Genomic DNA, 25,273 nt, shown 5'->3' with positions numbered 1-25,273 from the left:
AACCATGGACGTCAGGGACGACGTACCACAGGCACGCACGATCACACCCACTCCCATCGACGACGCTCCGCCGGCGGTCTCACGGCGACTGCGGATCATCACCTTCATCGCCACCTTCGGCGGTCTCCTCTTCGGCTACGACACCGGCGTCATCAACGGCGCGCTGCCGTACATGACCGATGACCTGGGTCTGACCCCCTTCACCGAGGGCATGGTCACCAGTTCGCTGCTGCTGGGCGCGGCCTTCGGCTCGCTCCTCGGCGGCCGGCTCTCCGACGCCCGCGGACGCCGCCGCAACATCCTGCTGCTCGCCGTGGTGTTCTTCGTCGGGGCGCTGGCCTGCACCCTGGCCCCCAACACCGCGATCATGGTGGTGGCGCGCTTCGTGCTCGGGCTCGCGGTCGGCGGCGCCTCGGTGACGGTGCCGGTCTACCTCGCGGAGATCTCTCCCGCGGAGCGCCGCGGCGGGCTGGTCACCCGCAACGAGCTGATGATCGTCTCCGGTCAGCTGGCGGCCTTCACCTTCAACGCCGTCATCGCGAACGTCGGCGGCGAGGGCGCCGGCATCTGGCGCTGGATGCTGGTCATCGCGACGCTGCCCGCCGTGGCGCTCTGGTTCGGCATGCTGGTGATGCCGGAGAGCCCCCGCTGGCTGGCCTACAAGACGCGCTACCCCGAAGCGCTCGAAGTACTGAAACAGGTCCGTTCCCAGCAGCGCGCCGAGGCGGAGCTGCGCGAGGTCACCGCGCTCGCCGTCGAGGACGAGAAGGCGAAGCTCGGCGGCTGGTCCGATCTCAAGGTCCCGTGGGTCCGCAAGCTGGTCGGTGTCGGCATCGGCATCGCGATCGTCATGCAGATCACCGGTGTGAACACGATCATGTACTACGGCACGCAGATCCTCACGGACGCCGGCTTCGCCGCCGACAGCGCGCTGACCGCGAACATCGCCAACGGCGTCATCTCCGTACTGGCCACCTTCGTCGGTATCTACCTCCTGGGGAAGGTGAACCGCCGACCCATGCTGATGGTCGGTCAACTCGGCACCATCGCCGCCCAGCTGCTGATCGCCGTCTTCTCGCTCACCCTGCCCGCCGGAGACGGCCGCGCCTATGCCGTGCTCGCCATGACGGTCATGTTCCTCGCCTTCCAACAGGGCTCGATCTCCCCGGTGACCTGGCTGATGCTGTCCGAGATCTTCCCGCTGAAGATGCGCGGCTTCGGCCTCGGCATCGCGGCCTTCGCCCTGTGGACCACCAACTTCCTCATCGGGCTGCTCTTCCCGGTCCTGGTCGACTCGATCGGCGTGTCCCACACGTTCTTCGTCTTCGTCGCCCTGGGACTCCTGTCCCTCACCTTCGTGAAGTTCTACGTCCCCGAGACGCGCGGCCGCTCGCTGGAAGACCTGGAGACGGAACTCAAGGCCCGCTTCTCCTGACCTCTTCCCCCCATCACCCCCACGCCCCGGGCCGACGACGGCCCGGGGCCGTAGAAAGGAAATCCCATGACTGTGCGTGTAGGTGTCATCGGCACCGGGTGGATCGGCCAGGAGCACATCCGCCGGCTCACCGACACCGTCACCGGCGCCGAGGTCACCGCGGTCACGGACATCGACGCCGCACGTGCCGAAGAGGTAGCGGCCCGGACCGGTGCCCGGGTACATGCCTCGGCCGCCGACCTGATCGCGGCGGACGACGTCGACGCGGTACTCGTCACGTCCTGGGGACCGACCCACGCCGAGCACGTCCTGGGCGCGATCGCCGCAGGCAAACAGGTGTTCTGCGAGAAGCCCCTCGCTACGACCTCCGAGGACTGTCTGCGAGTCGTCGAAGCCGAGCGCGCGCACGGTCGCCGTCTGGTCCAGGTCGGCTTCATGCGCCGCTACGACGTGGGCTACCGGCAGCTGAAGGAGGTGCTCTCCGCCGGGAGCATCGGTGCCCCGCTGATCGTGCACTGTGCCCACCGCAACCCGACCGTCCCCAAGTCGTACACCTCGCACATGGCCGCGCAGGACACGGCGGTCCACGAGATCGACGTACTGCGCTGGCTGCTCGACGACGAGATCGTCTCCGCGCAGGTGATCACCCCCCGCGCCACCAGCCACCGGCACGAGCACCTGCGCGACCCGCAGATCATGCTCTTCGAGACGACGAACGGTGTCCGCATCGACCTGGAGGTCTTCGTCAACTGCCAGTACGGCTACGACATCCAGTGCGAGACCGTCGGTGAAACGGGCCTGGCCAGGCTGCCGGACCCGGCGGCGGTCGCCGTGCGCACCGGGGGCACGAGCGGCACAGCGGTCCTGCAGGACTGGCAGGGCCGGTTCGTGAACGCCTTCGACACCGAGTTCCGTGAGTGGATCGCCGGTATCGCGGCCGGCGAGGAGCCGAGCGGGCCGTCCGCCTGGGACGGCTACGCCGCGACCGTCATCACCGACGCCGCCGTGCGGTCCCTGGAGTCCGGCGGCCCGGTCGTCTCCGTCGACATGAAGCCCCGTCCCGTCTTCTACGGAGGTGCCGTGTGAAGCTCGCCATCGACCCGTACATGTTCCGTGCCCTGCCAATCGACGACATGGTCCGCACGGTCGCCGAACTGGGCTACGAATACATCGAGTTGTCGCCGCGCAACGACTTCATGCCGTTCTTCCTGCATCCACGGGCGGATGACAGGCGCGTGGCGGAGCTGAAGAACTCACTGCGTCGGCACGGGGTGCAGTTGTCCTCCGTGCTTCCGCTGTACAAGTGGTCCTCACCCGACGAGACCGAGCGGCAGACCGCCGTACGGTACTGGAAGCGGATGATCGAGATCACCTCCGACCTCGGGTGTCCGCTGATGAACTCGGAGTTCAACGGCCGCCCCGAGCGGGCCGCCGAGAGCGAGGCCGCGTTCTGGCGCTCGATGGAGGAGCTGTTGCCGGTCTTCGAGCGCGAGGGCATCGCGCTCAACCTGGAGCCGCACCCGGACGACTTCTGCGAGGAGAACACCCCCGGGGTCGACCTCGTACGGGCGATCAACAAGCCCTGGGTGAACTACCTGTACTGCGCTCCGCACTCCTTCCACCTCTCCGGCTCGGACCCCACGGCGGACATCGCGGCGATGCTGCGGTACGCGGGCGACAAGCTGCAGCACCTGCACCTCGCGGACTCCTTCAACCACAAGGGTTCCAGCGGTCTGCGCTACATCCTCAACCCGCCCGGCACCGCCGCCCGTATCCACCAGCATCTGGACATCGGCCAGGGCGAGGTCGACTGGGACGTCTTCTTCGCCACCCTGCGCGAGCTGAACTTCGACGGGGTCGCCACCGCCTGTGTCTTCGCCTGGGAGGAACGCGCCCGTGAGTCCTCGGCGTTCATGCTCGACCGTATGCGAAAGGAACTGGCCGCATGAAGCTCGGCATCCACACGGCGGTCTGCATGACCGGCCGCTGCGAAAGGCACTGGAGGTCATCAAGCCCCTCGGCCTGAACGGCGCCGAGATCGATGCGGGCGGTTTCCTCGCCGCACCGCACCTGCCCGTCGAGGAACTACTGTCGGGGAAACCGGCGCCGGAGGACTACTTGAAGGTCTTCGAGGACACGGGGGTCGAGCTCACGGGACTCGACGTCAACGACGACCCCTTCGAACCGAATCCGGTGGCCGGTCCGAAGCACGCGGCCGACCTGTGGCGCGCCATCGAGCTGGCGGAACCGCTCGGCGTGGACCGGATCGTCACCGCGGCGGACACCCGCCGCAGGCGACGCGCCTCATCGAATCGTCCAGCCCTGCTTGTCCCAGTTGTTGCACTACCAGAGGACCACCACCGTTCCGCCTGAGCCCCCGAAAAACGGTGACGCATTTCTTTGACTGATCAGCCAACAGTTCCGCGCCGGAAAAGTGGAATCTCTGGCTCGCGTCGCCGCGACACCTGGTCAGTTGGATCTCGGTCCGGTCGGCGGTCGCCCCTCCGGCCACGGTCACACATTTCCCCGATGACCGGATGCCCCCATCCGACCCGATCAGCCAATGCTGCGCCGCGGAGTTGTCGCACGTGGCCTGGACCAGCTGTATCCCCTCGGTTCCGTCGCCGCGGCTCAGGCACTCCCCCGAGCCGACGACCACCAGGGCACGACCGGACGCGGCATCCGATGAGCCGGATCCGCTGTTCATGGACGGGCTCTCGTCACCGGATTCCGCGTCCCGCTCCTCACGTTCGGCCTTGGGCGTCGACTTCCGCGATGGGGTGTCCTCCATCGGGGTCGTCGCGGTGGAACGTGTGGAACTCGAAGGTGAGGAGACGGAAGTGGCCGTCGATCGGTCCGCGGACTGCGACATCGTGGCGCCGCCCGCCGGAAGCTGGCTGGTCGACACTCTGGCACCGCCGATGCTCTTCTCCGTCGTCCTGTTCACGAGCAAGGCACTCATGAACAGTGCCGCCGTGGCGACCACGGAGGCAAGCACGACCAGCTTCTTCGAATGACCCGTCGGGCCGAAGTGCCGCCGCGTGCGCGAGACGGTTGTGGTCGGCTGCGGGGAGCGAAGCCCTCGGTGGTTCCAGCCAGCAGGTGAGCGATGCGTTCAGTGCCTCCAGATGAGGCGAGCAGCTCGTCGAAGACGGTCCGCAGGGCACTGACCTCCGGTCCGGGGCGCACCAGCGCCGACTGTGACAGGGTCGATGCCACGACCCGTTCCGCGACAGGACGACGTTCGTCGTCGTAGGTGTCGAGCAGATCCGCGGGAGCCCACCCGCGCACTGTAGCGGCCAGCTTCCAACCGAGGTTGACCGCGTCCTGCACTGTCAGCTTGGAACCCGGCAGCGGCCGGGCTCCTGCCTCACTTCGGCGGCCGTACCGACTGCCGGATCACCAGCTGCGTGCTCAGCACCACATGGTCGTCTCCGGCCAGGCGGTTCTCCCGCTCCAGCGCCAGGCGGACCGCGGTGCGTCCGAGGTCCTCGTAGGGCACCCGGATCGTGGTGAGGGCGGGTGTCAGGTCGGCGGCGAAGGGGACGTCGTCGAAACCGACCAAGGACACGTCACCGGGCACGGACAGGCCGGCCTCGCGCAGCGCGGCCAGAGCGCCGACGGCCACCATGTCGGTGCCGGCGAAGACCGCCGTGAAATCCAGCCCCTCCCCCAGCGCCGCCCGGGTCCGCTGATAGCCGGAGACCCGCGTGTACGAACCCGGTACGTCCAGCTCCTCGGCGTATGCGACGCCATGTGCCCGCAACGCCTGGCAGTAGCCGGCCCGGCGCTCCTCGGCACTGCTGATCAAGGGGCCACCGGCCAGGAACAGGACGCGTCGGTGTCCTGCGGCGAGCAGGTGGTCGACGGCCTGGAAGGCGCCTCCCCGGTTGTCGTACTCCACCACCGTCACCGGCAGGTTGCCCGGCAGGGGCGGCCGGCCGCACAGCACCAGCCGCGAGCCGGCGGTGTCCAGCGCCCTGGCGTACTCGGCCATGCGCGCGTGGTATCCGTCGTACAGCACCGCTCCGCCGACGAGGACCACCGCGGCCGCATGCTGTTCACGCATGAGCTGCACCAGGTCGTCCTCCCGGTCCCGGTCGTCGTGGGTGGCACAGACCAGGCTGAGCCTGCCGCGTGCTGCCGCCTCCTGCTCCGCCCCTGCCGCGACGTGTGCCAGCGAGGGTCCGGTGATGTCCTGGAGGACCAGGGCTATGGGCCCCGCGACTCTGCCGGAGAGTGCCTTGGCGTGGACGTTCACCACATAGCGCAGGGACTCGACCGCCGCCATGACCCGAGCACGGGTGGCATCGGAGACCGGATAGTTTCCGGCGAGGGTTCGGGAAACGGTTGCTACCGAAACGCCGGCCTTGGCGGCGACATCGCGAATCGTGCTGGGCCTGTCTCCCGCACTGTTGTCGCGTCGGCGCTTGCCGGGTTGCTTGCGGTCAGGGCTCGTTCGAGCAGCGTTTCCGTTGTCCGTCACGGCTCTACGTTACTGCAGATGGCGCTACTTGCGAGCCGTTGATGCACGAACTACGGTCTTCGAACAGTAATCGTTTACTGACATCTCGGGAGTCGCCTGCCATGCCCGTCACCCACCTGCGTTGGGGCACCGCCGAGATGTCCATCCTTCTGTCACTCGACCCGGCCGGTCCGGTGCGGCTGCTGGCGGTGGGCGAGGCCGCCACGCTGCCCGATCCGGTACGGGAGCCCGCCCGGTGCGCACTGCTCGCGCAGCGGGCCCTGCCACTGGCCGAGATCCAGACCGCGGGCAGCGGAAGGCTCGGCACCTCGGGCAAGCGCCACACTGACGGCGCGGCCTCGCTCGCACTTCGCTACGCCGGTCACGACGAGGAGCACGGGCGGCACGGCGGCGGGGACGCACGGACGTTGCGGGTCCGGATGGCCGACGAGACCATCGGTCTGCACGTCACCGTCGTTTGCACCCTGCACGAGGGCATACCGGTGCTCGGCACCGAGACCTGCGTGGAGAACGCCGGCGACCGTCCGGTCACCCTGGAGTACGTCTCCTCCTTCACCTGTTCCAACCTTGCCCGCCACCTCGGCGACGGGGAGCGCTGGGAGGACGGCCTGTCCCTGTGGCTGGCGAGCAACCCCTGGAGCGGCGAGTACCGCTGGTCCAGGGCCACCCTGGCCGAGCGCGGTCTCCTCGACGTGGGCATGGTGCCCTTCGGCCAGACAGGGTCGAAGAACCGGATCGCCGTGACGAGCACCGGTTCATGGTCGTCCTCCGAGCACCTGCCCATGGGCTGCCTGGAGGAGACCCGGACAGGCCGTGCCCTCCTGTGGCAGATCGAGCACAACGGCTCCTGGCACGCCGAGGTCGCCGACCGCTTCGACGACGTGTACCTGGCCCTGTCCGGGCCGACGGACCGCGAGCACCAGTGGCGCCGGAATCTGGCGCCCGGCGAGTCGTTCCGCACCGTGCCGGCCTCGGTCGCCGTCGTCCCTTCGGGCGGCTTCGAGGCCGCGCTCGCCGTCCTGACCCGGTACCGCCGCGCCACCCGGCGCCCGCACCCCGACCACCAGGGCCTGCCCGTGGTCTTCAACGACTTCATGAACAGCCTGATGGGCGAGCCCAGTACCGAGGCTCTGCTGCCCCTGGTGGACGCGGCCGCCGCGGCGGGCGCCGAGTACTTCTGTGTCGACGCCGGCTGGTACGACGCCGAGCCGCCCGGCACCGTGGGCCCCGGCGGGGTGCCCGGCTGGTGGGACTCGGTCGGCGAGTGGACGGAGTCGGCCCCCCGCTTCCCCGGCGGGCTGAGCGAGGTACTGGACCGCGTCCGCGGCGCGGGCATGGTGCCGGGGCTGTGGCTGGAGCCCGAGGTCGTGGGCGTACGCAGCCCGGTCGCCGCCATCCTGCCCGACGAGGCGTTCTTCCGCCGGGACGGTGTCCGTCTGGTGGAGTGGGGCCGCCACCAGCTCGACCTGTGCCATCCTGCGGCGCGCGCCCACCTCGACGGGGTCGTGGACCGGCTCGTGCGTGACTACGGCGTCGGCTATCTCAAGCTCGACTACAACATCGACATCGGCCCCGGTACCGACGGTCCGGACGGCACCACGAGCGCCGGTGACGGGCTGCTCGGGCACAACCGCGCCTACCTCGACTGGCTCGACGGTGTTCTCGACCGGCACCCCACCCTGGTCCTGGAGAGCTGCGCGGCCGGCGGCAGCCGCACCGACCACGCCGTCCTGTCCCGGCTGCCGATCCACTCCGTCACCGACCAGCAGGACTTCCGGCTCCTGCCCGCCGTCGCCGCCGCGGCACCCACCGCCGTCACCCCCGAGCAGGGCGCGATCTGGGCGTATCCGCTGCCGGAGCACAGCGAAGCCGAGCTCGGCATGGTCATGGTGTCGGCCATGCTCGGCCGTATCCACCTCAGCGGCCGTCCCGATCTCCTGGCACCGGAGCAGCTGGCTCTCGTGCGCCGGGCCGTGGACACGTACAAGGCCTACCGCCCCCTGCTGACGGGGGCCCGGCCCCGCTGGCCGCTGGGTCTGCCCGGCTGGCGCGACGGCTGGATCGCCCTCGCGCTGACCACCGAGGACGTCGACGAGCGGCACGGCACGACCCTGCTGGCCCTGTGGCGTCGGGACGGCGCACCCGAGACGGTCACCGTGCCGCTCCCGTGGACCGCCGGGGCCGACCGGCCGCACCTGATGTTCGGAGCGGGGCCGGAGCCGACGTACGAGTGGGACGACCGGGAGCGAACCGTGCGGGTGGCCCTCCCGGTCGAGCGGTCGGCGGTACTGCTGTCCTTCGGCGCCGACCCGGGCGGTACGCCGCCCTGAGCCCGCAGCCCGCACGGCATGCCTGTGGCCCCTCGGTGCTCGTCGAGGGGCCACAGTGCTCCCGCGGGTCAGTGCGCCAAGGCAAGCGGTGGATACGGCACGCAGACGTGTACGGCCGGGCGGTGGCCGGTGCCGGCGAGCGGCTCAGGCGCTGATCGTGAGATCCGCCCGGTGTACGGGGTGGGCGAGCTGGAGCCCTGCGCCGAGGCGTACCAGCTCCTCGACGACTGTGCGGCCGAGCCGTTCCAGCTCGTTGCCGAGCGATCCGGCGATGTGCGGGGTGAGGAAGACGTTGGGCAGCCGGTAGAGCGGGGACCCGGTGGGCAGCGGCTCGGGTTCGGTGACGTCGAGCACGGCGCTGAGCCGCCCGCCGACCAGTTCGTCGGTGAGCGCCTCGGGGTCCACGAGAGCGCCCCGCGAGGTGTTGATCAACACACCGCCGTCCCTGATCAGTGCCAGCCGGTCGCGGTCCAGCATCCGGTAGGTCTGCGGGATGTCGGGAGCGTGCAGGCTGACGATGTCGCTGGCACGCAGCAGTTCCTCCAACGACATCGGTACGGCTCCGAGGGCTGCCGCCTCGGCGTCGTCCACGTACGGGTCGTGCAGCATGACCGAGAACTCGAAGGGGCGCAGGAGTTCGAGCAGCCTGCGGCCGACCCGTGAAGCGCCGATCACGCCGACGCGCCGGCCGAGGTTGCCGATGTCCGCGTAGTCGGTGGAGGCCGGGTAGACGCGCTCGGCCCGGAAGCGTTCACGCAGACCGAAGGCGTCCTTCCCGGCCAACAGGATCGCGGCGAGGGTGTACTCCGCCACCGGGAGCGCGTTGGCCTGTACCGCGCTGGAGACCGTGAGTCCGCGTCGCCACGCGTCCTCCCCGATGAGGTTGCGCACGCTGCCCGCCGCGTGCAGCACCGTGTGCAGCCGGGGAGCGGCCGCCAGCGCCTCGGCACCGATGTGCGGGCAGCCCCATCCGGTGATCAGGATCTCGGCCTCGGCCAGAGCCGCCCGCGCGGCCGGGTCGGTGAAGTCCCGGACCACGAACGCGGGGTCGATCCGTACCAGTTCTCCCAGTCGCGACATCAGATGGGGCGGAAGGAGCTCGGGCAGGTGAGCCGGGTTCATCGCGAACACGGCTGCGGGCAGGTGTGGGTTGGGCATGGGACTCCTGCTTCGACGCGGAGACTGCACTGGATAGTAAACGTCTTCTACGCTAGATACGTCTTTGGCCGTGGGTCAATGACTTCACCCGAGGTTGTGTCACCACGCCGGTCGCCCGACCCAAATCGCCATGGACATGGACAGTGCAGGTCAGAGCAGGCTCCGGGTAATGCGCTGGAAAGTTCGATGAAACAATCCGGCCTCACCCTCTTGTGGTTCCGGCCAGCCACACTTTACGGTCCACACAGCAAACGGTTACTTCTCGCAGTCACGGGTGACCTTGCCGCCATTGCCTCGCTGACCACCGCGCCGGCCCCCACACCGCACGCGCCGTCCTGTTCCCCTGTGGAGGACCGATGACCACATATCGCGCCACAACCCTCACCGCGTCGGCCGCCGCCGTTTCCCTCTGTCTCCTTCTCGCCGCCTGTTCGGGCGGCGACGACACGAACGCCGAGGCCCGGCCCAGCACCGAGGGCAAGGTGACTCTGGAGTTCTGGAGCTGGACGGACGGCATCGAGGCCCAGACCAAGGTCTGGAACAAGGAGCACCCCGAGACCCAGGTCAAGTTCGTCAACGCGGCGGGCGAGACCGTGTACCAGAAGCTGCGCGCCGCGGTGAACGCCGGTACCGCGCCCTGTCTGTCGAAGATGGACGGAATGAACCTGGCGGGCTTCGCCGCGGACGGCCTGCTCACCGACATCGGCAAGACCGCGGCTCAGTACAAGGGGCAGTACACCGCCCCGGCCTGGAACGCGGTCAGCCCGGGCGGCACCACCTTCGGCATCCCGATGGGCTCCTCGCCGCTGTTCACCGCCTACCGCGCGGACCTGTTCAAGAAGTACGGCATCGAGGCGCCCAAGACGTGGGACGACCTGATCGCGGCCGGCAAGAAGGCACAGCAGCGGAACAAGAACGTCAAGATCTTCAACATGGCCGGCGAGGACCCGAGCACGCTGGTCGACCTGTCCTGGCAGGCCGGCGCCCAGTGGTACAAGGCCGACGGCGACCACTGGACGATCAGTTTCACCTCGCCCGAGGCGCTCAAGGCCGGTGACATCGTCCAGCAGCTCGTCGACGACGACCTTGCCTCCAACGCCTCCTACGCCGACCCGGGCGTCTTCAAGACCTGGGATCTCGGCAAGACCATCGCGATGACCACCTCGACCTGGCAGCTGCCGATCTACGACACGAATTTCCCCAAGTCCAAGGGGAAGTGGCAGCTTGCGGACGCTCCTCTCTTCGACAGCGCCCAGCCTCGGACCTCCAGCAACTTCGACACCACCGCCGTCCTCAAGGGCTGTAAGTACCCCGACCGCGCCGCCCAGTTCGCCGCCTGGCTGAGCAGCAGCAAGGAGTCCCTGACCACGCTCACGGACCCCGCCTCCAAGTCCGGCCTGTTCCCCGCGGTCAAGGACGTGTCGCCGTACGTGGACAAGATCATCCCGACCGGGATGTTCAACAAGGAGTCCGACAGCGCCGAAGTGATCACCACGGCCGCCTCGCGGGTCGGCGACCAGTGGCAGTACGGACCGAACTACGCGGCGATGTACTCCCAGATGCAGAAGCAGTGGGGCAAGGTCATCAAGAAGGAACTCACGGTCAAGGACATGCTGACCGGCCTGCAGAAGTGGACCGTCGACGATCTGAACAGCAAGGACATCAAGGCCGTCGCGGGCAGCTGACACCTCCCGAAGCCTCACCCCAAGGACAGCCGACGCACCCCATCTGGAGACACCCGTGCCCACCCTGACGCGGCCGCCGGCCGCGACCGACTCCCCGGTCCGGCGGCCCTCCCCCCGCCGGACCGGGAGACGGGGAGCCTACAAGGGCCTGCTGTTCGCACTGCCCTTCCTGCTCGGCTTCCTCCTCACCTACGTCCTGCCGATCGCCTACGCCTTCAACGAGAGCCTGCACGAGAAGAAGGGCACCGGCCTGGGTTTCGGCCCGACACGGGTGGTCTTCACGGGCTTCGACAACTTCGCGTCGGTCCTCTCCGACGACGCGTTCTGGGCCAGCATGCTGCGCACCCTGCTCTTCGGGGCGGCGCAGATCACGGTGATGCTGGGCATCTCCCTGCTGCTGGCCCTGCTGCTGGACGGCGTCGCCGCGCGGGCGGTGCGCTTCTTCCGTGCCGGGCTGCTCATCCCGTACGTGATCCCCACGGTGGTCTCCGCCCTGATGTGGCTGTTCCTCTACAGCCCCACCGGCAGTCCGATCATCGACCTCGCGGACCGCGCCGGCATGGACATCGAGTTCTTCGGCGGCCTCAACACCTATCTCTCGCTGGGCAATCTGCTCACCTGGCAGGGCATCGGCTTCAACATGATCCTGATCTCCGCCTCGCTGCAGGCGCTGCCGCGGGAGCTGTACGAGGCCGCCCGGCTCGACGGCGCCCGCGAGTCGCGCATCGCCTGGTCCATCAAGGTCCCGAACATCACCGGGATCCTCGTACTGACCGGCATGTTCTCGCTCATCGGCCGGCTCCAGCTGTTCGCCGAGCCGCTCCTGCTGCGGCAGATCGCACCGGAGTCGATCAACACCGACTTCACGCCGATGATGGAGATCTACGACAAGGCCTTCAAGACCGGCGACTACCAGTACGCCGCGGCCGAGTCGCTGGTCCTGGCCGTCGCCACCGGCATCCTCGCCTTCGTCTTCTATCACGTCACGAACAGGAAGATGTCATGAGCAGCGCCACCAAGGCAGGCCATGCCCGTGAGGCCGTCCCTACCGCCGAGGCACCCCGTACCTCCAAGGCCCCCCGTGCCGCGGAGACGTCCGGGGGCGGAGTGCGCCCCACCCGCCGCGCCGTGGCGCTCACCACCGGCCTGCTGATCTTCTTCCTGATCTACTCTCTCGCCCCCACCTGGTTCCTGCTGGTGTCGGCGACCAAGAACCAGACCGATCTGTACTCCACGTTCGGTCTGTGGTTCTCCGCCAACCACCTCGGGGACAACCTCCAGGACATCGCGAGCTACCACGACGGCGTCTTCCTGCGCTGGATCGGGAACTCCGTCCTCTACTCCACCGTCGGGGCGGCGGGCTCGACACTCATCTCGCTCGCCGCCGGCTACGGCCTGGCCAAGTACGAGTACCGCGGCCGGGGCGCCATGTTCGCCCTCGTCGTCGGTGCCTCGCTGCTGCCCAGCACCCTGCTGGCCTTCCCGCTCTATCTGGTGTTCGCCGAGATCGGGCTCACCAACACGATCTGGTCGGTGCTGATCCCGTACTTCATCAACCCGTTCGGGGTCTACCTCGGCAAGGTCTACGCCGACAGCTCGGTGCCGACGGAACTGATGGAGGCCGCCCGCATCGACGGCGCCGGTGAGCTGCGCATCTTCCTGGCCGTCGCCCTGCGACTGATGCGGACCGGCGGCATCACCATCTTCATGCTCGACTTCATCAACATCTGGAACAACTTCTTCCTCCCGCTGTTCATGCTCAACGGCGAGCGCAGCTTCCCCGTGACCCTGGGCCTCTTCTCCTGGCTCCAGCAAGCGCAGACCGCCCGCGACATGAACACGCTCGTCCTGACCGGTTCCCTGCTGTCGATCATTCCGCTGGCGGTCCTCATGTTCACCCTCCAGAAGTACTGGCGCAGCGGAATTCTCATGGGCAGCCTCAAATAAGGATCAGCAATGGCCAACACTCCCCGACGTCGTGAAGTGCTCAAGTACGCCGGAACCACCGGTGCCGCCACGGCCGGACTCGGCTGGCTCACCACGCCGTCCGCCACGGCCGCGCCCGCCTCCCCGGCCGACGCGCCCGCCGCGTCCGGCACGCTCACCAGGACCGCCCGCAAGCCCCTGGACATCGTTGTCTTCGGCGACCCGGCCTCCGAGACCGCCCACGGCCTCACCGCCGCGAACGCCGAGACCGTCACCGGCGGCCTCGGCCAGAGCGCCCGCGTCCTCAACCCCTCACAGCCGGCCACGTACTGGGGCGGCACCCTGAAGTTCCACGTCGAGGTCAGCCCGACCGGCACCACGTACGTCACCGTCCGGCTGTGGGGCGACGACTACGACTCCACCAGTCAGCAGTCCGCCTCCGGTACGAACATGTGGCGGCTCCAGCTGTTCTGCGACGGCCTCCAGATCGGCTATCAGGACGAGGGCGCCGTCGACAACCTCGACATCCTCGACACCTCTCCGCGCAGCCCGGGCCGGTTCTTCCTCCACACCCTCCCCCTGCCCGAGAAGATGACCGCAGGCAAGAAGAAGGTGACCCTGGAGATCCGCTCCATGGGCCGCATCTGGTCGTACGGGCAGAACGCCGAGCAGCTCTACTACAAGATGACCACGCCCTCGCGCGGCATCTACCGTCTCTACACCCACACCGAGCCGTACTTCGCGCCACCCAAGGGCGAGGTCCAGGGTCCCGCCCCGGTGCCCACCGTGCGGACGAGCCCCGGCCCCGAGGCACTTGAGGCCGTGCACAAGCGCGTCGAGAGGGACCAGAAGAACTACCTCACCACCGCGAACCCGGCCGGCATGGACGCCTTCGCCTTCCAGTCCCTGGCCGAGGGCTACCTGTGGTCCGGCAGCCCGGCCTACCAGCAGGACGCCGCCCTGGACCGGGTTCTGCGGGCGATCGACGGCCGTTACCTGGCGTGGAAGAACGACGCCTCCGTCCTCACCGGTTCCGACCAGCAATGGCAGGGTTTCGGGCGGGTCGGCCTGGTTCTCGCCCTGCTCTGGCCACACCTGGGGGACCGCCTGGACCAGAAGGTGACCGGTGACCCGTACGAGCTCGCCAACCCGGGCTTCGAAGAGGGCGCCGACACCCCTACGGGCTGGGAGGTGCCCGGCTGGGGCAGGACGGCGGACGCCAACTGGTCCCGGGACACCACGGTCTCCCGCTCCGGAACCGCCTCCCTCAAGGTCACCGCCACCTCTGCGAACGGTTTCATCACCGTCTTCTCCTCGCCCAAGACCCGGATAGGCAAGGGCACCTACACCTACGGCGCGTGGATCAGGACGGACGGCGTGACCGGCGCCGGCGCCCACATCGACCCGCTGTTCTTCGACGCCTCCGGCAACCTGGTCGGCAGTGACCACCGGCAGTACGCCGCCACCGGCACCCATGACTGGCAGTATGTCTCCATCGACCTGGAGACCCCCGCCGGCGCCACCCAGGTGGAGATGCACCTGCGGCTGTCCGGCCCCGGTGCGGCCTGGTTCGACGACCTCGTACCGCCACGGAGCGCCGGCACCACCGGGCAGCCGGTGCGCCGCGAGGCGTACACCGACATGCTCAAGTCCAGCCGCGACTACTGGCGGCAGCACTTCCCGCACTACACCAACCAGTCGCAGATCTGCGCCATCGGCATCTACCAGGCCAACCGCGGTCTCAGGCTGCTCGCCCCCGACCTCGCCCTGCCCGAGGCGAAGGCCCGCGACTACATGTACCAGTCACTCGGCATGAAGCCCTACCTCGGCAAGGAGGACAAGGACGGCAACCCGACCAAGCCGCTGGGCGAGAGCTACTACCAGGTCACCAGGGCGGGCCTGACGCGCGAACTCGGATACGTGGGCAGCTACGGCGAGGTCATCGACTGGCTGGTCATGATGTACGAGTCCGTCACACGCGGCCACGACGGCAGGGAGGCGCCGGAACTGCGCAAGCAGATGGTCGCCATGACCAAAGCCCGCGGCCGGTTCCGGGTGGTCGACGTCGACGAGACAGGCGCCCGGGTCTCCCGTATCGAGACCGTCATCGGCTGGCGCAACGAGGTCTACCCCGGCGAGATCGCCTACGCCTCCCGTACCGCCTGGGACTCCCACCCGCTGATGGCCGCCGCGGTGTTCAAGGACCCCGACATCGTCGGCTGGACGCAGGAGATGGTCGCCGACGGACAGTTCCACAACCAGCTGGACCTGCTCATCAACCACACCTGGACCCGCGTCGGCCTCGCCGCACTGCGCCTGGTCTCCCGCGACCTCGACGCCTTTCACGCCCTGCCGAACCGCCCCGGTCGTATTCCCACCGACTGGGACAAGCCCGACTTCGTCTTCACCGACGAGGAGACCGGCTGCGTAGCCGTCAAGAACGGCAGGGAACTCCTTTTCGCCTCCCTCTACTGGCGGGCCCGCCAGGGGGTCAACGACTACGCCCGTATCCACCACCTCACCCCCGTCGACCAGCGCTCCGCGACCGTCCGCCAGCACTCCGCCGGCACCACGAACAAGACCTTCACCGCCCGGGACTGGATCCTGTGGGACTACGCCATCAACGACCCGGGGGCCGGGCACATCCCGCCCGGCGGATTCCCCCCGCCCGGTGACGAGACCCTCCACCAGTCGCAGAAGGGTGACGTCTACCGGCTCGCGCCCATCCCGGCCGACATCCCGGACCCCGCCCTCGGCGTCGACTTCGACGGGGTGGAGACCATGCTGGTCGGCCGCGCCCCCTTCTATCTGTGCGAGTACGGCGACTACCTGATCGCCATGAACACCAGCACCGACAAGACCTTCACCCTGCCCGCCCGGCAGGACTTCGGACCGGCCCGCGACCTCGCCACGGGACGGACGATCGGCGCCGGCCACCGGCCCAGGCTCAGCCCACGCAGCACACTCGTGCTCTACCGCGGTCCCCACAAGGCCCACTGATCCACCGGTGGAGCGGGTGCGGTTCTTGTACCGCACCCGCTCCACCGCGCACACAGCAGTTCCCCGTGCATCGCCTTTCCCCGCTCGACGCCGAGTGAACGAGGAGATCCATGTCCGAGCCACAGTCCCTCTCGACATCCCGGTCCACGTCCGGCGCGCCAAGCCGTCGGCGCTTCCTGCAGATCACCGCGGTCGGTACGACGGCGGCAGCCACCTCCGTCGCCCTGGCATCCCGGGCCGACGCCATCACGTCCTTCATCCACCCGGGCGTGCTCCACAAGGTCTCCGACATCACGCGGATGAAGACCCGGATCGCCGCCGGCACCGAGCCCTGGCTCAGCGGCTGGAACGCCTTCAGGGCGAACACGTACTCCCAGTCGACGTACGCCATGCAGGGCCCGTTCGCCTCGGTCGACCGGGGCAGTACCGAGGTGCACAACTGGGAGTTCTGGAACGACTGCAACGCGGCCTACCAGAACGCCCTGATGTGGAACCTGACCGGCACCACCGCGCACGCCACCAAGGCGCTCCAGATCATCAGGGCCTGGTCGTCCACACTGACCTCGATCACCGGAAAGGACGCCCAACTCGCGGCCTCCATCTATGGGTTCAAGTTCGCGGCGGCGGCCGAGCTGATGCGCTACACGGCGCCTTCGGGCTCCTGGTCGGCGGCCGACATCACCCAGACCGAGAACATGATCAAGAACGTGCTCGTGCCGCTGGTCAGGACGTTCGGGGACGCGGGCTGGGGCACCAACTGCATCAAGGCGATGATGGCGTTCGGGGTGTTCTGCAACGACACCTCCCTCTACAACGCGGCCGTCGACGCCTTCCACACCCACAGTTGCTGCAGGATCGACCGGGTGATCAGCGACACCGGCCAGTGCGTGGACAGCGGCCGCGACCAGGCCCACACCCAGCTCATCCTCGCCAGCCTGGCCGAAGCGTGCGAGATCGCCTGGATCCAGACCGAGGACCTGTACTCCGCCGCCGCCAACCGGCTACTGGCCGGCTTCGAGTACACCGCGAAGTACAACACCGGCAACGACGTGCCGTACACGACGTGGGGCAGCTGCCAGGCCACATTCACCTCACTGTCCACGGTCGAGCGCGGCAATCTGCGCCCGGTCTACGAGATGGTCCACAACCACTACGTCAAGCGCCGGGGGCTCGCGGCGCCCTGGACTTACACGGCCATCCAGCGGATACGCCCCGAAGGCGCGGCTTTCCAGTGCGACCACCCGGGCTTCGGCACCCTGTTGTTCACCCTCTGACGTCCACCCTCTGACATCCACCCACTGATCGGAGTCTTCGCCCGGTGCACCCCGTGATCCAGAACCCCGTTCTGCGCGGCTTCGAACCCGACCCGGTCGCACTGCGGGTCGGCGACGACTTCTACCTCGCCACGTCCACCTTCGAGTGGTACCCGGGGGTGCGGATCCACCATTCCCGGGATCTGCTGAACTGGCGCTCGCTGGGCGGGGTTCTGGACGACCGCCGGCTCCTCGACCTCACCGGGGTGCCGGACTCCGGAGGCGTCTGGGCGCCCGGCCTGTCGTACACGGACGGCCTGTTCCACCTCGTCTTCACGGTCGTCGACACCTATGCCGAGGGCTGGAAGGACCTGCCCAACTACGTCACCACGGCCGCGTCGATCGAGGGACCGTGGTCGGATCCCGTACCGCTGCACGGCCGCGGCTTCGACGTGTCCCTGTTCCATGACGACGGGGAGGGCGCGGACGGACGCAGCTGGCTGCTCAACATGCGCTTCGACTGGCGTCCGGAGCGGGAGTCGTTCGCCGGGATCGAACTCCAGGAGTACGACCGCGCCTCCCGGAAGCTGCTCGGCGAACCCCGGACCATCTCCGTGGGCACGGCCGCCGGGGTCGCCGAGGGCCCGCATCTGTACCGCAGGGACGGCTGGTACTACCTGGTGCACGCGGAGGGCGGCACGGGCTACGAGCACGGGGCGGCCGTCGCCCGTTCCCGCGATCTCTTCGGCCCTTACGAACCCGACCCGGCGGGACCACTCCTGACTTCACGTCACGACCCGACACTGGAGCTGCAGAAGGCAGGTCACTGCTCGCTCGTCGAGACTGCCACGGGCCAGTCGTACGCCGCCCACATCGTCGCCCGTCCCCACACCGAGCGCGGGCGCTGCGTCCTGGGCCGCGAGACCGCGCTCCAGCCGGTGACCTGGACGGACGACGGCTGGCCGCGGATCGCGGGCGCCGTCCCCGCGGTGACCGTCCCGGCCCCGGCGCTGGAGCCCGCTCCCTTTCCCGAGCCGTCCGCCACCGACACCTTCGACTCCCCGGCGCTCGGACCCGACTGGTCCACCCTGCGCCGCCCGGCCACCCCCGACTGGGTGGAGCCCGCCCCCGGACGGCTGCGCGTCCACGGGGGCCAGTCGCCCGTCGGCCGCCGCACCCCGAGCCTGGTCGCCCGCCGGGTCACGGACGCCCGCTGCGCCTTCGAGACCCGGATGACCTTCAACCCACGCACACCGGACCACATGGCCGGAGTGACGGCGTACTACAACACCCGCAACTGGCACTACCTGTACGTCACTTCGGACGACGACGGCTCCCCGCAACTGCGGGCGCTGAGTTGCGAGGCCGGCCGGCTCACGGCACATCCGCCGCGCGTCCCCCTCCCCCAGGGCATGCCGATCGTCCTGCGGGCGACACTCGACGGTCCCCTGTTGCGCTTCTCGTACGCCGTCCAGGGTGCCGGCCCGCTGCGCGTCCTGCCGCTCGACCTCGACGCCACCGTGCTGTCCGACGAGCACGCCGACGAGTTCCACAACGGTCAACTGCGTGTCCTGGGCTTCACCGGCGCGATGCTCTGCCTGTGGGTCCACGATCTCGACGGCGGGGGCGTCCACGCGGACTTCGCGCACGCCACCTATGCGGCCGGGGACGCGGCGGACACGGAGGGCCGACAGTCATGACCGCCTTCGTCGACCTCTTCCACACCGTCCTGGGTCCCACCGCCGCCCCACCCCTGCTGCTGGTGCACGGCTGGGGTGGCGACGGCCGCGAATGGTCGCCGCACGCCGACGCCCTCACCGGACGCCACCGGGTGATCGTGCCCGATCTCCGGGGCCACGGCCGCTCCCCCGTCCCGGAGCGGGACAACACCCCCGCGGCGATGGCCGGGGATCTCGCCATGCTCCTCACCGCTCTCGGCACCGGACCCGTCGTCGCCGTCGGCCACTCCATGGGCGGCCAGGTGGTGAACCTGCTCGCCGTGCACCGCCCGGACCTCGTACGCTCCGTGGTCGCCCTCGACCCCGCGCACGGGGCGCACGGCGCCGAGCTCGACGAGATCCCGCGCCGCCTGGCCGCGTACCGTGAGAACGGCTCCGAAGCCGCCGTGCCACTGGTGGCCGGAGCGTTCTCCCCGACCGCCCCGCCCGGTCTGCGCACCGCGCACATCCGCACCATGCTCGGCACCCCGGGCCATGTCGTCGCCCAGGCGTACGCGGGCATGTACACCGACCCGGGCGCGGTGGGGATCCGTCCGCACAGCGAGGCGTACCTGCGGCGTCGCACCTGCCCCGCCCTGACGGTGTGGACCTCGGCGGAGGCCGCCGACTGGGAACGCGGCACCCTGCGGGAGCCCGGCTCCCGGGTCGAGCACTGGGACGCGACCGGCCACTACCTGCACGAGGAGCATCCCGGCCGCACCGTCCGGCTCATCGAGCGATGGGCCGCGGACCGGGCAGCGAAACAGGCGGCGGACTGAACCGGGGCGGTCATCCAGGGGCCGCCTCCGCGCACGTTTCCTCTCCCCGTGTCTGTCCCCCGCTGTTTCCTCGCGCTGTTTTCTCCCGATGTTCTCTCGCGATGTTTTGTCTCCCATGGAGGTTGTGTTGAACGCCGTAACCCCCGGACCGGTACACCCGAGCCGGGACGCGACCACGACGCTGCGTCCCGTCGCCTACGCGCGGATCGACAGCGGCTTCTGGGCCGAGCGCCGCCGGACCAACGCCGAGGTGTCCGTCCCGCAGGGCCCACGGCTGCTGGAGGAGGCCGGGAATCTCGCCAACCTGCGTGCCGCGGCCGGCCACACCGGCGCGCGGGACAGGTTCGCGGGCGACTTCCAGTTCCAGGACTCCGACGTCTACAAGTGGCTGGAGGCCGCCTGCTGGCAGCTGGCCGACACACCCGACCCCGCACTCGCCGCCGAGGTGGAACGGATCGTAGAACTGATCGCCGCTGCCCAGCGGACGAACGGCTACCTCCAGACGTACTACCAGCTCGGCGGCGGCGAACCATGGACCGAGCTGGGCTGGGGCCACGAGCTGTACTGCGCCGGGCACCTGATGCAGGCCGCCGTCGCCCATCATCGAGCGACCGGCGGGCGTCGACTGCTCGACGTGGCATGCCGGTTCGCCGACCACATCGAGTCCGTCTTCGGCCCCGGCAAACAGGTCGACGCCGTGTGCGGCCACCCCGAGATAGAAACCGCCCTGATCGAGCTGTACCGCACGACCGACGAGAAACGCTACCTGGAGCTGGCCCGCTACTTCCTGGACCGGCGCGGCCACGGCACCCTCGCCGCGGGCGCCGACCGCGGGCACGACCGCGACCCCGGCCCGGAGTACTGGCAGGACCACACCCCGATCCGCGAGGCCGAAGAGGTGGCGGGTCATGCCGTACGGCAGCTCTACCTGCTCGCCGGGGCCGCCGACCTGGCCGCCGAGTCCGCGGACCCCGTGCTGCGCGCGGCTCTGGAGCGGCTGTGGCAGGACATGGCGTCCCGCAAGGCCTACCTCACCGGCGGCCTGGGTTCACGACACGATTGGGAGTCCTTCGGCGACGCCCACGAGCTCCCCGCCGACCGTGCCTACACCGAGACCTGCGCCGCCATCGCCTCCGTACAGTTCAGCTGGCGGATGGCCCTGCTCACCGGTGAGGCCCGCTACTCGGACCTGATCGAACGGACCCTGTTCAACGGCTTCCTCGGCGGCGTCGGCCTGGACGGCCTGACCTGGTTGTACGTCAACCCGCTGCACCGACGGGCCGGCACGCACGAGCGCCCCGGCGACCAGGCCGCCCGCCGCACCCCGTGGTTCCGCTGCGCCTGCTGCCCGCCCAACGCCATGCGCCTGCTCGCCTCCCTGCCGCACTACATCGCCAGCGCCGACGCCGGCGGCCTGCAACTGCACCAGTACGCCGGCGGCACCTACGGCGGTGACGACTTCACGGTGCATGTCGCCACGGACTACCCCTGGCACGGTGTCGTGGACGTGACCGTCGAGGCCGCCCCCGCCTCGGAACGGACGCTGTCACTGCGATTGCCCATCTGGTGCACCGGCCACGGTCTGTCCGTCAACGGCACACCGGAGAACACCGTGGAGCGGGACGGCTGGCTGCGAGTCACCCGGCACTTCCGCTCGGGCGACACCATCCGCCTCGACCTCACGATGGCACCCCGGCTGACCCGTCCCGGTCCTCGGGTCGACGCCGTCCGCGGCTGCGTCGCCGTCGAACGCGGACCGCTTGTCTACTGCCTCGAACAGACCGATCAGCCCGACGGCCTCGACCCGGACACCATCGCCCTGGATCCGGCCGTGCCGCTGACCGAGCAGGAACAACCCGACCTGCTCGGCGGTCTCACCACCGTCACCGGCTCCGGTCGCCTTCTCCCGCCGGAAGCACCCGGCTGGTGGCCCTACCTCCCGCACGGATCAGTACCGCCGCGGCCCGACCGGCCCATCGCGTTGACCGCCCTGCCCTACTACGCCTGGGATCACCGCGACCCGGGCGCCATGCGCGTATGGATTCCGACCGTCACCACAGAGCAGTGACAGAGCGACAGCAACAGAGCGGACGCCCTGCCGGGCACCCGCCGAGGCGCCGAGCAACTACTGGCTGTCCAACCTCCCGGCCGACACCCCGGTCGCCAGCCTGGTCCGTCGCGATATCGAGCGTCGCCCAGTGCCGAGCGAACTCTGCACCGCCTGGTGGTGCTGTGCGGCGGCCCGGATCCGCAGCGCGGCCGCGACAGTGGCCCCTGCCGTCGGCAGGACGCACACCGTCGGCCGGACCACGCCATGGACACTGGCCACTCGCCAAAGGCATCCCGATCCGAAACAGCCCCGGACTGCTCCGCCTGAGCACAGAACAGTTCAAGCCCCGCCATGATGCCGACCCAGCCCCACGCGCCATTTCGGACCCCGGGCCTCGCATCCCAACGTCACAAGCGGTACCAAGATCCGGGCCAGGTGCGGACCAACTCGGCTCAGACGCAGGAACTTTCACCCACAACAACAGGTCAGAGGCTATGGCGAGCCCGTACCACCAACAGACGAAGAACCTGCTGGGACTCCTTCGCCTGGCCAACGACGAAGTCACGCAACGTACCTGCTTCAGCCGATCGGATGGACTGGCTACCGCGTCAACCCTCCCGCCGGGCGATTTGTTCGATCGATTCCTGCTGTACGCAGCCGACTCTCTCCACGCGCTTTCCAGCGACGTCGCTGTTCCCCAGATTCCCCCCAGCGGGGGTGGGTCCGGGGACACCAGCCGAACACACAGGAGTGATGGCGACGTCAGTGTTGTCGCACGGAGGGGCCTGCTGGCGCATGGAGGCTCTCCAGCATTCCGGGCGGCAGGGACAATCCCTCCGCCGCAGGCAGCGTGCTTCCCCGGGACCCCCTGGACGCCTGACCAGAGTGCGAACCAAGCGGCCGGCCGTTGCACTGGACGAACGGTCAGAGCGTGCCGCTTGCGCCCTCTCCTCGTCCCAGCGGCGCCGCCTGCCATAGTCCGAACAGGTTGCGAGCCCGAAAGCAGGCCGAGCTCTGCTCCCCCAGCACCCAAGCTTCAGGTTCCTCACCGGCCCCGAGCCACTCCAGAAACACGCGCTGCCGTTCGTTCAACGCGGACCACCTATGCACGCACCCCCGCCCGCACCCCAGGCCCTTACCCTGCACAGAGCCGAGCCGAGAGTGGACCCCAGAAGAGATCAGCGGGCCCTTTGACCTGCCGCGTTGGGCAACCGTGTGTCGCTCGCTTGTGCAGTTGGACTCAACTGACCACGAGGGTGCCCTGGTGGTACGCACTGGCACAGCGCTTCGCCAGGACACCAACACCTTCACGTTCCGGCATCGCCGCGCGCATGCCGCGTTCAGCCAGAGGACCTGCTCGACGAGCCACGGCGCGACTCCTTGCAAAGCTCTCGAGAGACGTCCGACCGTCCACAGACCGATACATTCCGCCGATCGAAAAGACGTGCACTCGCGGGCAGGCGATGACACGCACCACTGGGCCGCCGCTCGCCACCCCTTGTCACTGTTGTCGGCTCCCGACAAACAGCCGCGACGCCCACGCTCAACAGAACGGGATCCCACGCGGCCGTGCGTTGTCTTGCGAGCCCCGCACGGTCCGACGTCGGCCACGCCTACCGGAAGGGGCCGAGGTGGTCCTGAGCACGTCCGCGGCGATCAGCCACGAGCTCATCTGATTACGCGTCAGTAGAGTCAGCATCGGGTCAGCATTGGGTTTGCCAGACCTTGCTACAGACGGCTAAACCCGCGAATTGGTGCGCGCCCCCAAGCCCTCCGGGCCGAGCATTATCGCTCGCCCAGGGCTACCCGCATTCGACGCGCTCAGGACCTACCCGGGTCGCGCCCACCGCCGACAGCGACCGCAGCATCCGTACTGGTCAGCGCACCCGTCCCCGCGGTTTCAGCGGCCCGGGCGGCAGGGCGGGCGCAGGGAGCCGGTCCCCGTCGTAGCCCTTCACCTCACCGAAGCGCGAGCTGTTCATCCAGTCCGACCGGGCCTGTTCGATGTCCTGACCGGACCGTCCGATGAAGTTCCACCACATGACCAGCTCCTCCTCGAACGGCTCGCCGCCGAGGAGCATCAGGCCGGCGTCCGACTCGGCCCGCAGGGGCAGTTCGGTGCGGCCGCAGCCGAGGTAGAGCATGGAGCCGGGCAGCAGCGGTACGCCGTCCACGTGGGCTTCGCCGGACATGGACAGCACCGCGTACTCGAAGTCCGGCTCCAGCGGCAGGCGTACGTCCGCGCCCCGGGCGAGGGCCAGATCGGCGCCGACGATCGGCGTGTACGTCGTGCCGGGCGAGGCGGCGCCGTCGACACCGCCCAGGACGATCGTGGCCCTGAGGCCGGGGGCCGTGACGACGGGCAGCTCGCTGTGGTGCTCGAAACGCGGGTCGGTGTGGCGGTCGCTGTCGGGCAGGGCGACCCACAGCTGCGCGCCGTGCAGGAAGCGGGCGTGCGCCTTGGGGCTCTCCTCCGAGTGGCTGATGGCCCTGCCGGAGGTCATGAGGCCCAGCTCACGCGGGCGGATCGTCTGCAGGCCGCCCGTGGAGTCGCGGTGCAGCACCTCGCCCTCGTGCAGCCAGCTGACGGTCTGCAGACCCATGTGCGGATGCGGCGGGACCTGCATCCCGGGCTCTTCGGCGATGTCGTCGGGACCGTAGTGATCGACGAAGCACCAGGCGCCCACCATGCGCCGACCCAGGTTGGGCAGCAGCCGCCGGACTTCGCTGGACTCGCCGAGCTTGACCCGGCGGGGGCTGAGGAGTTCACGTACCGGCTCCGCCACCACGAAACCCCGGCCGCCGCACAGAGCGGGAACGGCCTCGCGATCAAGATTGCTCATGGCCCACAACCTAGCCCCGTGGAGGACCCTCCGTCATGCCGTCCTGCCGTCTCCGACAGCCGCTCGGCCGAGAACCGGCGCACGCGCCGGGAGGCCGGTGATGGACCACCGGGACCACCGGGACCGCCGTACAGGTCGTGGAATATTCAACAAACCGGGACGGTTCTGCCCGTCGAAGGAAACAGAGGAGGTCACAGACGTGGACACGACCTACTACGACCACGGGACGACCGCGGAGCGCTGGGAGCGCGCCCGGATGTTCTTCGACGCCAAGGACTACGCCGCCTCGGCGCGCGTTCTCGACAGTCTGGTCGAGGAGGTGCCGCGGGAGACGGGTCCCCGACTGCTGTTGGCCCGCGCGTACTACCACTCGGCCCAGCTGAGCCGGGCGGAGACCGAGCTGCGCGTCCTCGTCGAGAACGACCCCGTGGAGCACTACGCCCGTCTCATGCTCGGCCGGACGCTCCAGCGCCAGGGCCGCGACGACGAGGCCGAGTCGCACCTGCGGCTCGCCTCCGCCCTCGCGGGAGACTTCGACTCGCTGTGAGCGGAGGGTGAGTGGAGGTGAGTGGAGGGCTCCGCCGGAGGCTCTGCCGGCCCGGTGGCGCGA

Annotated in this window: 20 protein-coding genes; 15 read left to right on the top strand and 5 right to left on the bottom strand. The window is 69.2% G+C overall.

From position 1 onward, the window contains the following. The first annotated feature begins 4 nt into the window (after window positions 1-4). From ACH4DZ_RS30450 to ACH4DZ_RS30435, 4 genes are all read left to right on the top strand, one after another. Complete coding sequence (locus ACH4DZ_RS30450; protein WP_398290597.1) at window positions 5-1,435, top strand: sugar porter family MFS transporter; 1,431 nt, start codon at window positions 5-7, stop codon at window positions 1,433-1,435. 66 nt (window positions 1,436-1,501) lie between these two features. Further along, window positions 1,502-2,521: a Gfo/Idh/MocA family protein gene (locus ACH4DZ_RS30445; protein ID WP_398290596.1), complete on the top strand. Its 1,020-nt coding sequence runs from the start codon at window positions 1,502-1,504 to the stop codon at window positions 2,519-2,521. Then, window positions 2,518-3,384 (top strand): sugar phosphate isomerase/epimerase family protein, encoded by an 867-nt coding sequence (locus ACH4DZ_RS30440; protein WP_398290595.1) that lies wholly within the window; start codon window positions 2,518-2,520, stop codon window positions 3,382-3,384. Before ACH4DZ_RS30445 ends, ACH4DZ_RS30440 begins: the two co-directional genes overlap by 4 nt. Continuing rightward, entirely contained in the window at window positions 3,332-3,808 is a 477-nt protein-coding gene (locus ACH4DZ_RS30435) for a hypothetical protein (RefSeq protein WP_398290675.1), read from the top strand. The genes ACH4DZ_RS30440 and ACH4DZ_RS30435 overlap by 53 nt, the downstream gene beginning before the upstream one ends. Here the strand turns inward: ACH4DZ_RS30435 and ACH4DZ_RS30430 are convergent. Next, window positions 3,705-4,142, bottom strand: a complete 438-nt coding sequence (locus ACH4DZ_RS30430; protein WP_398290594.1) for a ricin-type beta-trefoil lectin domain protein — start codon at window positions 4,140-4,142, stop codon at window positions 3,705-3,707. The two genes, ACH4DZ_RS30435 and ACH4DZ_RS30430, sit on opposite strands and share 104 nt — an antisense overlap. A 49-nt stretch (window positions 4,143-4,191) precedes the next feature. Here ACH4DZ_RS30430 and ACH4DZ_RS30425 point away from each other — a divergent pair, with 49 nt between their 5' ends. Continuing rightward, on the top strand, window positions 4,192-4,452 hold the full coding sequence (locus tag ACH4DZ_RS30425) for a hypothetical protein (protein WP_398290593.1): 261 nt from the start codon (window positions 4,192-4,194) through the stop codon (window positions 4,450-4,452). Here ACH4DZ_RS30425 and ACH4DZ_RS30420 read toward each other — a convergent pair. Together ACH4DZ_RS30420 and ACH4DZ_RS30415 are read right to left on the bottom strand one after the other, a co-directional pair. Then, window positions 4,394-4,774, bottom strand: a complete 381-nt coding sequence (locus tag ACH4DZ_RS30420) for an FAD-dependent monooxygenase (protein ID WP_398290670.1) — start codon at window positions 4,772-4,774, stop codon at window positions 4,394-4,396. The genes ACH4DZ_RS30425 and ACH4DZ_RS30420 overlap by 59 nt on opposite strands. 31 nt (window positions 4,775-4,805) lie before the next feature. Next, entirely contained in the window at window positions 4,806-5,921 is a 1,116-nt protein-coding gene (locus ACH4DZ_RS30415; protein ID WP_398290592.1) for a LacI family DNA-binding transcriptional regulator, read from the bottom strand. A 101-nt stretch (window positions 5,922-6,022) separates the two neighbouring features. On the opposite strand from ACH4DZ_RS30415, the gene ACH4DZ_RS30410 reads away from it, so the two are divergent. Beyond that, complete coding sequence (locus ACH4DZ_RS30410; protein WP_398290591.1) at window positions 6,023-8,251, top strand: glycoside hydrolase family 36 protein; 2,229 nt, start codon at window positions 6,023-6,025, stop codon at window positions 8,249-8,251. 144 nt (window positions 8,252-8,395) lie between these two features. Here the strand turns inward: ACH4DZ_RS30410 and ACH4DZ_RS30405 are convergent, their stop codons facing one another. After that, entirely contained in the window at window positions 8,396-9,409 is a 1,014-nt protein-coding gene (locus ACH4DZ_RS30405) for a hydroxyacid dehydrogenase (RefSeq protein WP_398290590.1), read from the bottom strand. A gap of 356 nt (window positions 9,410-9,765) precedes the next feature. On the opposite strand from ACH4DZ_RS30405, the gene ACH4DZ_RS30400 reads away from it, so the two are divergent. The 8 genes from ACH4DZ_RS30400 to ACH4DZ_RS30365 all read left to right on the top strand — a co-directional run bounded on the left by ACH4DZ_RS30400 (window position 9,766) and on the right by ACH4DZ_RS30365 (window position 21,838). Continuing rightward, on the top strand, window positions 9,766-11,094 hold the full coding sequence (locus ACH4DZ_RS30400; protein ID WP_398290589.1) for an ABC transporter substrate-binding protein: 1,329 nt from the start codon (window positions 9,766-9,768) through the stop codon (window positions 11,092-11,094). Window positions 11,095-11,149: 55 nt separating this feature from the next. Continuing rightward, complete coding sequence (locus tag ACH4DZ_RS30395) at window positions 11,150-12,100, top strand: carbohydrate ABC transporter permease (protein ID WP_398290588.1); 951 nt, start codon at window positions 11,150-11,152, stop codon at window positions 12,098-12,100. Between the two features lie 101 nt (window positions 12,101-12,201). Continuing rightward, on the top strand, window positions 12,202-13,041 hold the full coding sequence (locus ACH4DZ_RS30390; RefSeq protein ID WP_398290669.1) for a carbohydrate ABC transporter permease: 840 nt from the start codon (window positions 12,202-12,204) through the stop codon (window positions 13,039-13,041). A gap of 9 nt (window positions 13,042-13,050) precedes the next feature. Then, complete coding sequence (locus ACH4DZ_RS30385) at window positions 13,051-16,020, top strand: Tat pathway signal sequence domain protein (protein WP_398290587.1); 2,970 nt, start codon at window positions 13,051-13,053, stop codon at window positions 16,018-16,020. Window positions 16,021-16,130: 110 nt separating this feature from the next. Next, window positions 16,131-17,294, top strand: a complete 1,164-nt coding sequence (locus ACH4DZ_RS30380) for an alginate lyase family protein (RefSeq protein WP_398290586.1) — start codon at window positions 16,131-16,133, stop codon at window positions 17,292-17,294. Between the two features lie 53 nt (window positions 17,295-17,347). After that, window positions 17,348-18,973 (top strand): glycoside hydrolase family 43 protein, encoded by a 1,626-nt coding sequence (locus tag ACH4DZ_RS30375; protein ID WP_398290585.1) that lies wholly within the window; start codon window positions 17,348-17,350, stop codon window positions 18,971-18,973. Next, entirely contained in the window at window positions 18,970-19,770 is an 801-nt protein-coding gene (locus ACH4DZ_RS30370; protein WP_398290584.1) for an alpha/beta fold hydrolase, read from the top strand. The genes ACH4DZ_RS30375 and ACH4DZ_RS30370 overlap by 4 nt, the downstream gene beginning before the upstream one ends. Before the next feature lie 127 nt (window positions 19,771-19,897). After that, window positions 19,898-21,838, top strand: a complete 1,941-nt coding sequence (locus ACH4DZ_RS30365) for a glycoside hydrolase family 127 protein (protein ID WP_398290583.1) — start codon at window positions 19,898-19,900, stop codon at window positions 21,836-21,838. 1,859 nt (window positions 21,839-23,697) lie between these two features. Here ACH4DZ_RS30365 and ACH4DZ_RS30360 read toward each other — a convergent pair. Next, complete coding sequence (locus tag ACH4DZ_RS30360) at window positions 23,698-24,663, bottom strand: pirin family protein (RefSeq protein WP_398290582.1); 966 nt, start codon at window positions 24,661-24,663, stop codon at window positions 23,698-23,700. 199 nt (window positions 24,664-24,862) lie between these two features. Between ACH4DZ_RS30360 and ACH4DZ_RS30355 the strand changes: the two genes are divergently transcribed. Further along, window positions 24,863-25,210 (top strand): tetratricopeptide repeat protein, encoded by a 348-nt coding sequence (locus tag ACH4DZ_RS30355; protein WP_398290581.1) that lies wholly within the window; start codon window positions 24,863-24,865, stop codon window positions 25,208-25,210. Window positions 25,211-25,273: the final 63 nt, after the last annotated feature.

The sequence above is a fragment of the Streptomyces sp. NPDC017991 genome (assembly GCF_044328075.1).
GTDB lineage: Bacteria > Actinomycetota > Actinomycetes > Streptomycetales > Streptomycetaceae > Streptomyces.
The sequence above is the reverse complement of the archived record's forward strand: the minus strand, read 5'-3'. Positions and strand labels throughout refer to the sequence as shown.

What these genes read in the sequence shown, in the direction of transcription:
- ACH4DZ_RS30450 (WP_398290597.1), top strand. Translation starts at nt 5, where the DNA reads ATGGACGTCAGGGACGACGTACCACAGGCACGCACGATCACACCCACT.
- ACH4DZ_RS30445 (WP_398290596.1), top strand. Translation starts at nt 1,502, where the DNA reads ATGACTGTGCGTGTAGGTGTCATCGGCACCGGGTGGATCGGCCAGGAG.
- ACH4DZ_RS30430 (WP_398290594.1), bottom strand. Translation starts at nt 4,142, where the DNA reads ATGAACAGCGGATCCGGCTCATCGGATGCCGCGTCCGGTCGTGCCCTG.
- ACH4DZ_RS30410 (WP_398290591.1), top strand. Translation starts at nt 6,023, where the DNA reads ATGCCCGTCACCCACCTGCGTTGGGGCACCGCCGAGATGTCCATCCTT.
- ACH4DZ_RS30405 (WP_398290590.1), bottom strand. Translation starts at nt 9,409, where the DNA reads ATGCCCAACCCACACCTGCCCGCAGCCGTGTTCGCGATGAACCCGGCT.
- ACH4DZ_RS30400 (WP_398290589.1), top strand. Translation starts at nt 9,766, where the DNA reads ATGACCACATATCGCGCCACAACCCTCACCGCGTCGGCCGCCGCCGTT.
- ACH4DZ_RS30385 (WP_398290587.1), top strand. Translation starts at nt 13,051, where the DNA reads ATGGCCAACACTCCCCGACGTCGTGAAGTGCTCAAGTACGCCGGAACC.
- ACH4DZ_RS30380 (WP_398290586.1), top strand. Translation starts at nt 16,131, where the DNA reads ATGTCCGAGCCACAGTCCCTCTCGACATCCCGGTCCACGTCCGGCGCG.
- ACH4DZ_RS30370 (WP_398290584.1), top strand. Translation starts at nt 18,970, where the DNA reads ATGACCGCCTTCGTCGACCTCTTCCACACCGTCCTGGGTCCCACCGCC.
- ACH4DZ_RS30360 (WP_398290582.1), bottom strand. Translation starts at nt 24,663, where the DNA reads ATGAGCAATCTTGATCGCGAGGCCGTTCCCGCTCTGTGCGGCGGCCGG.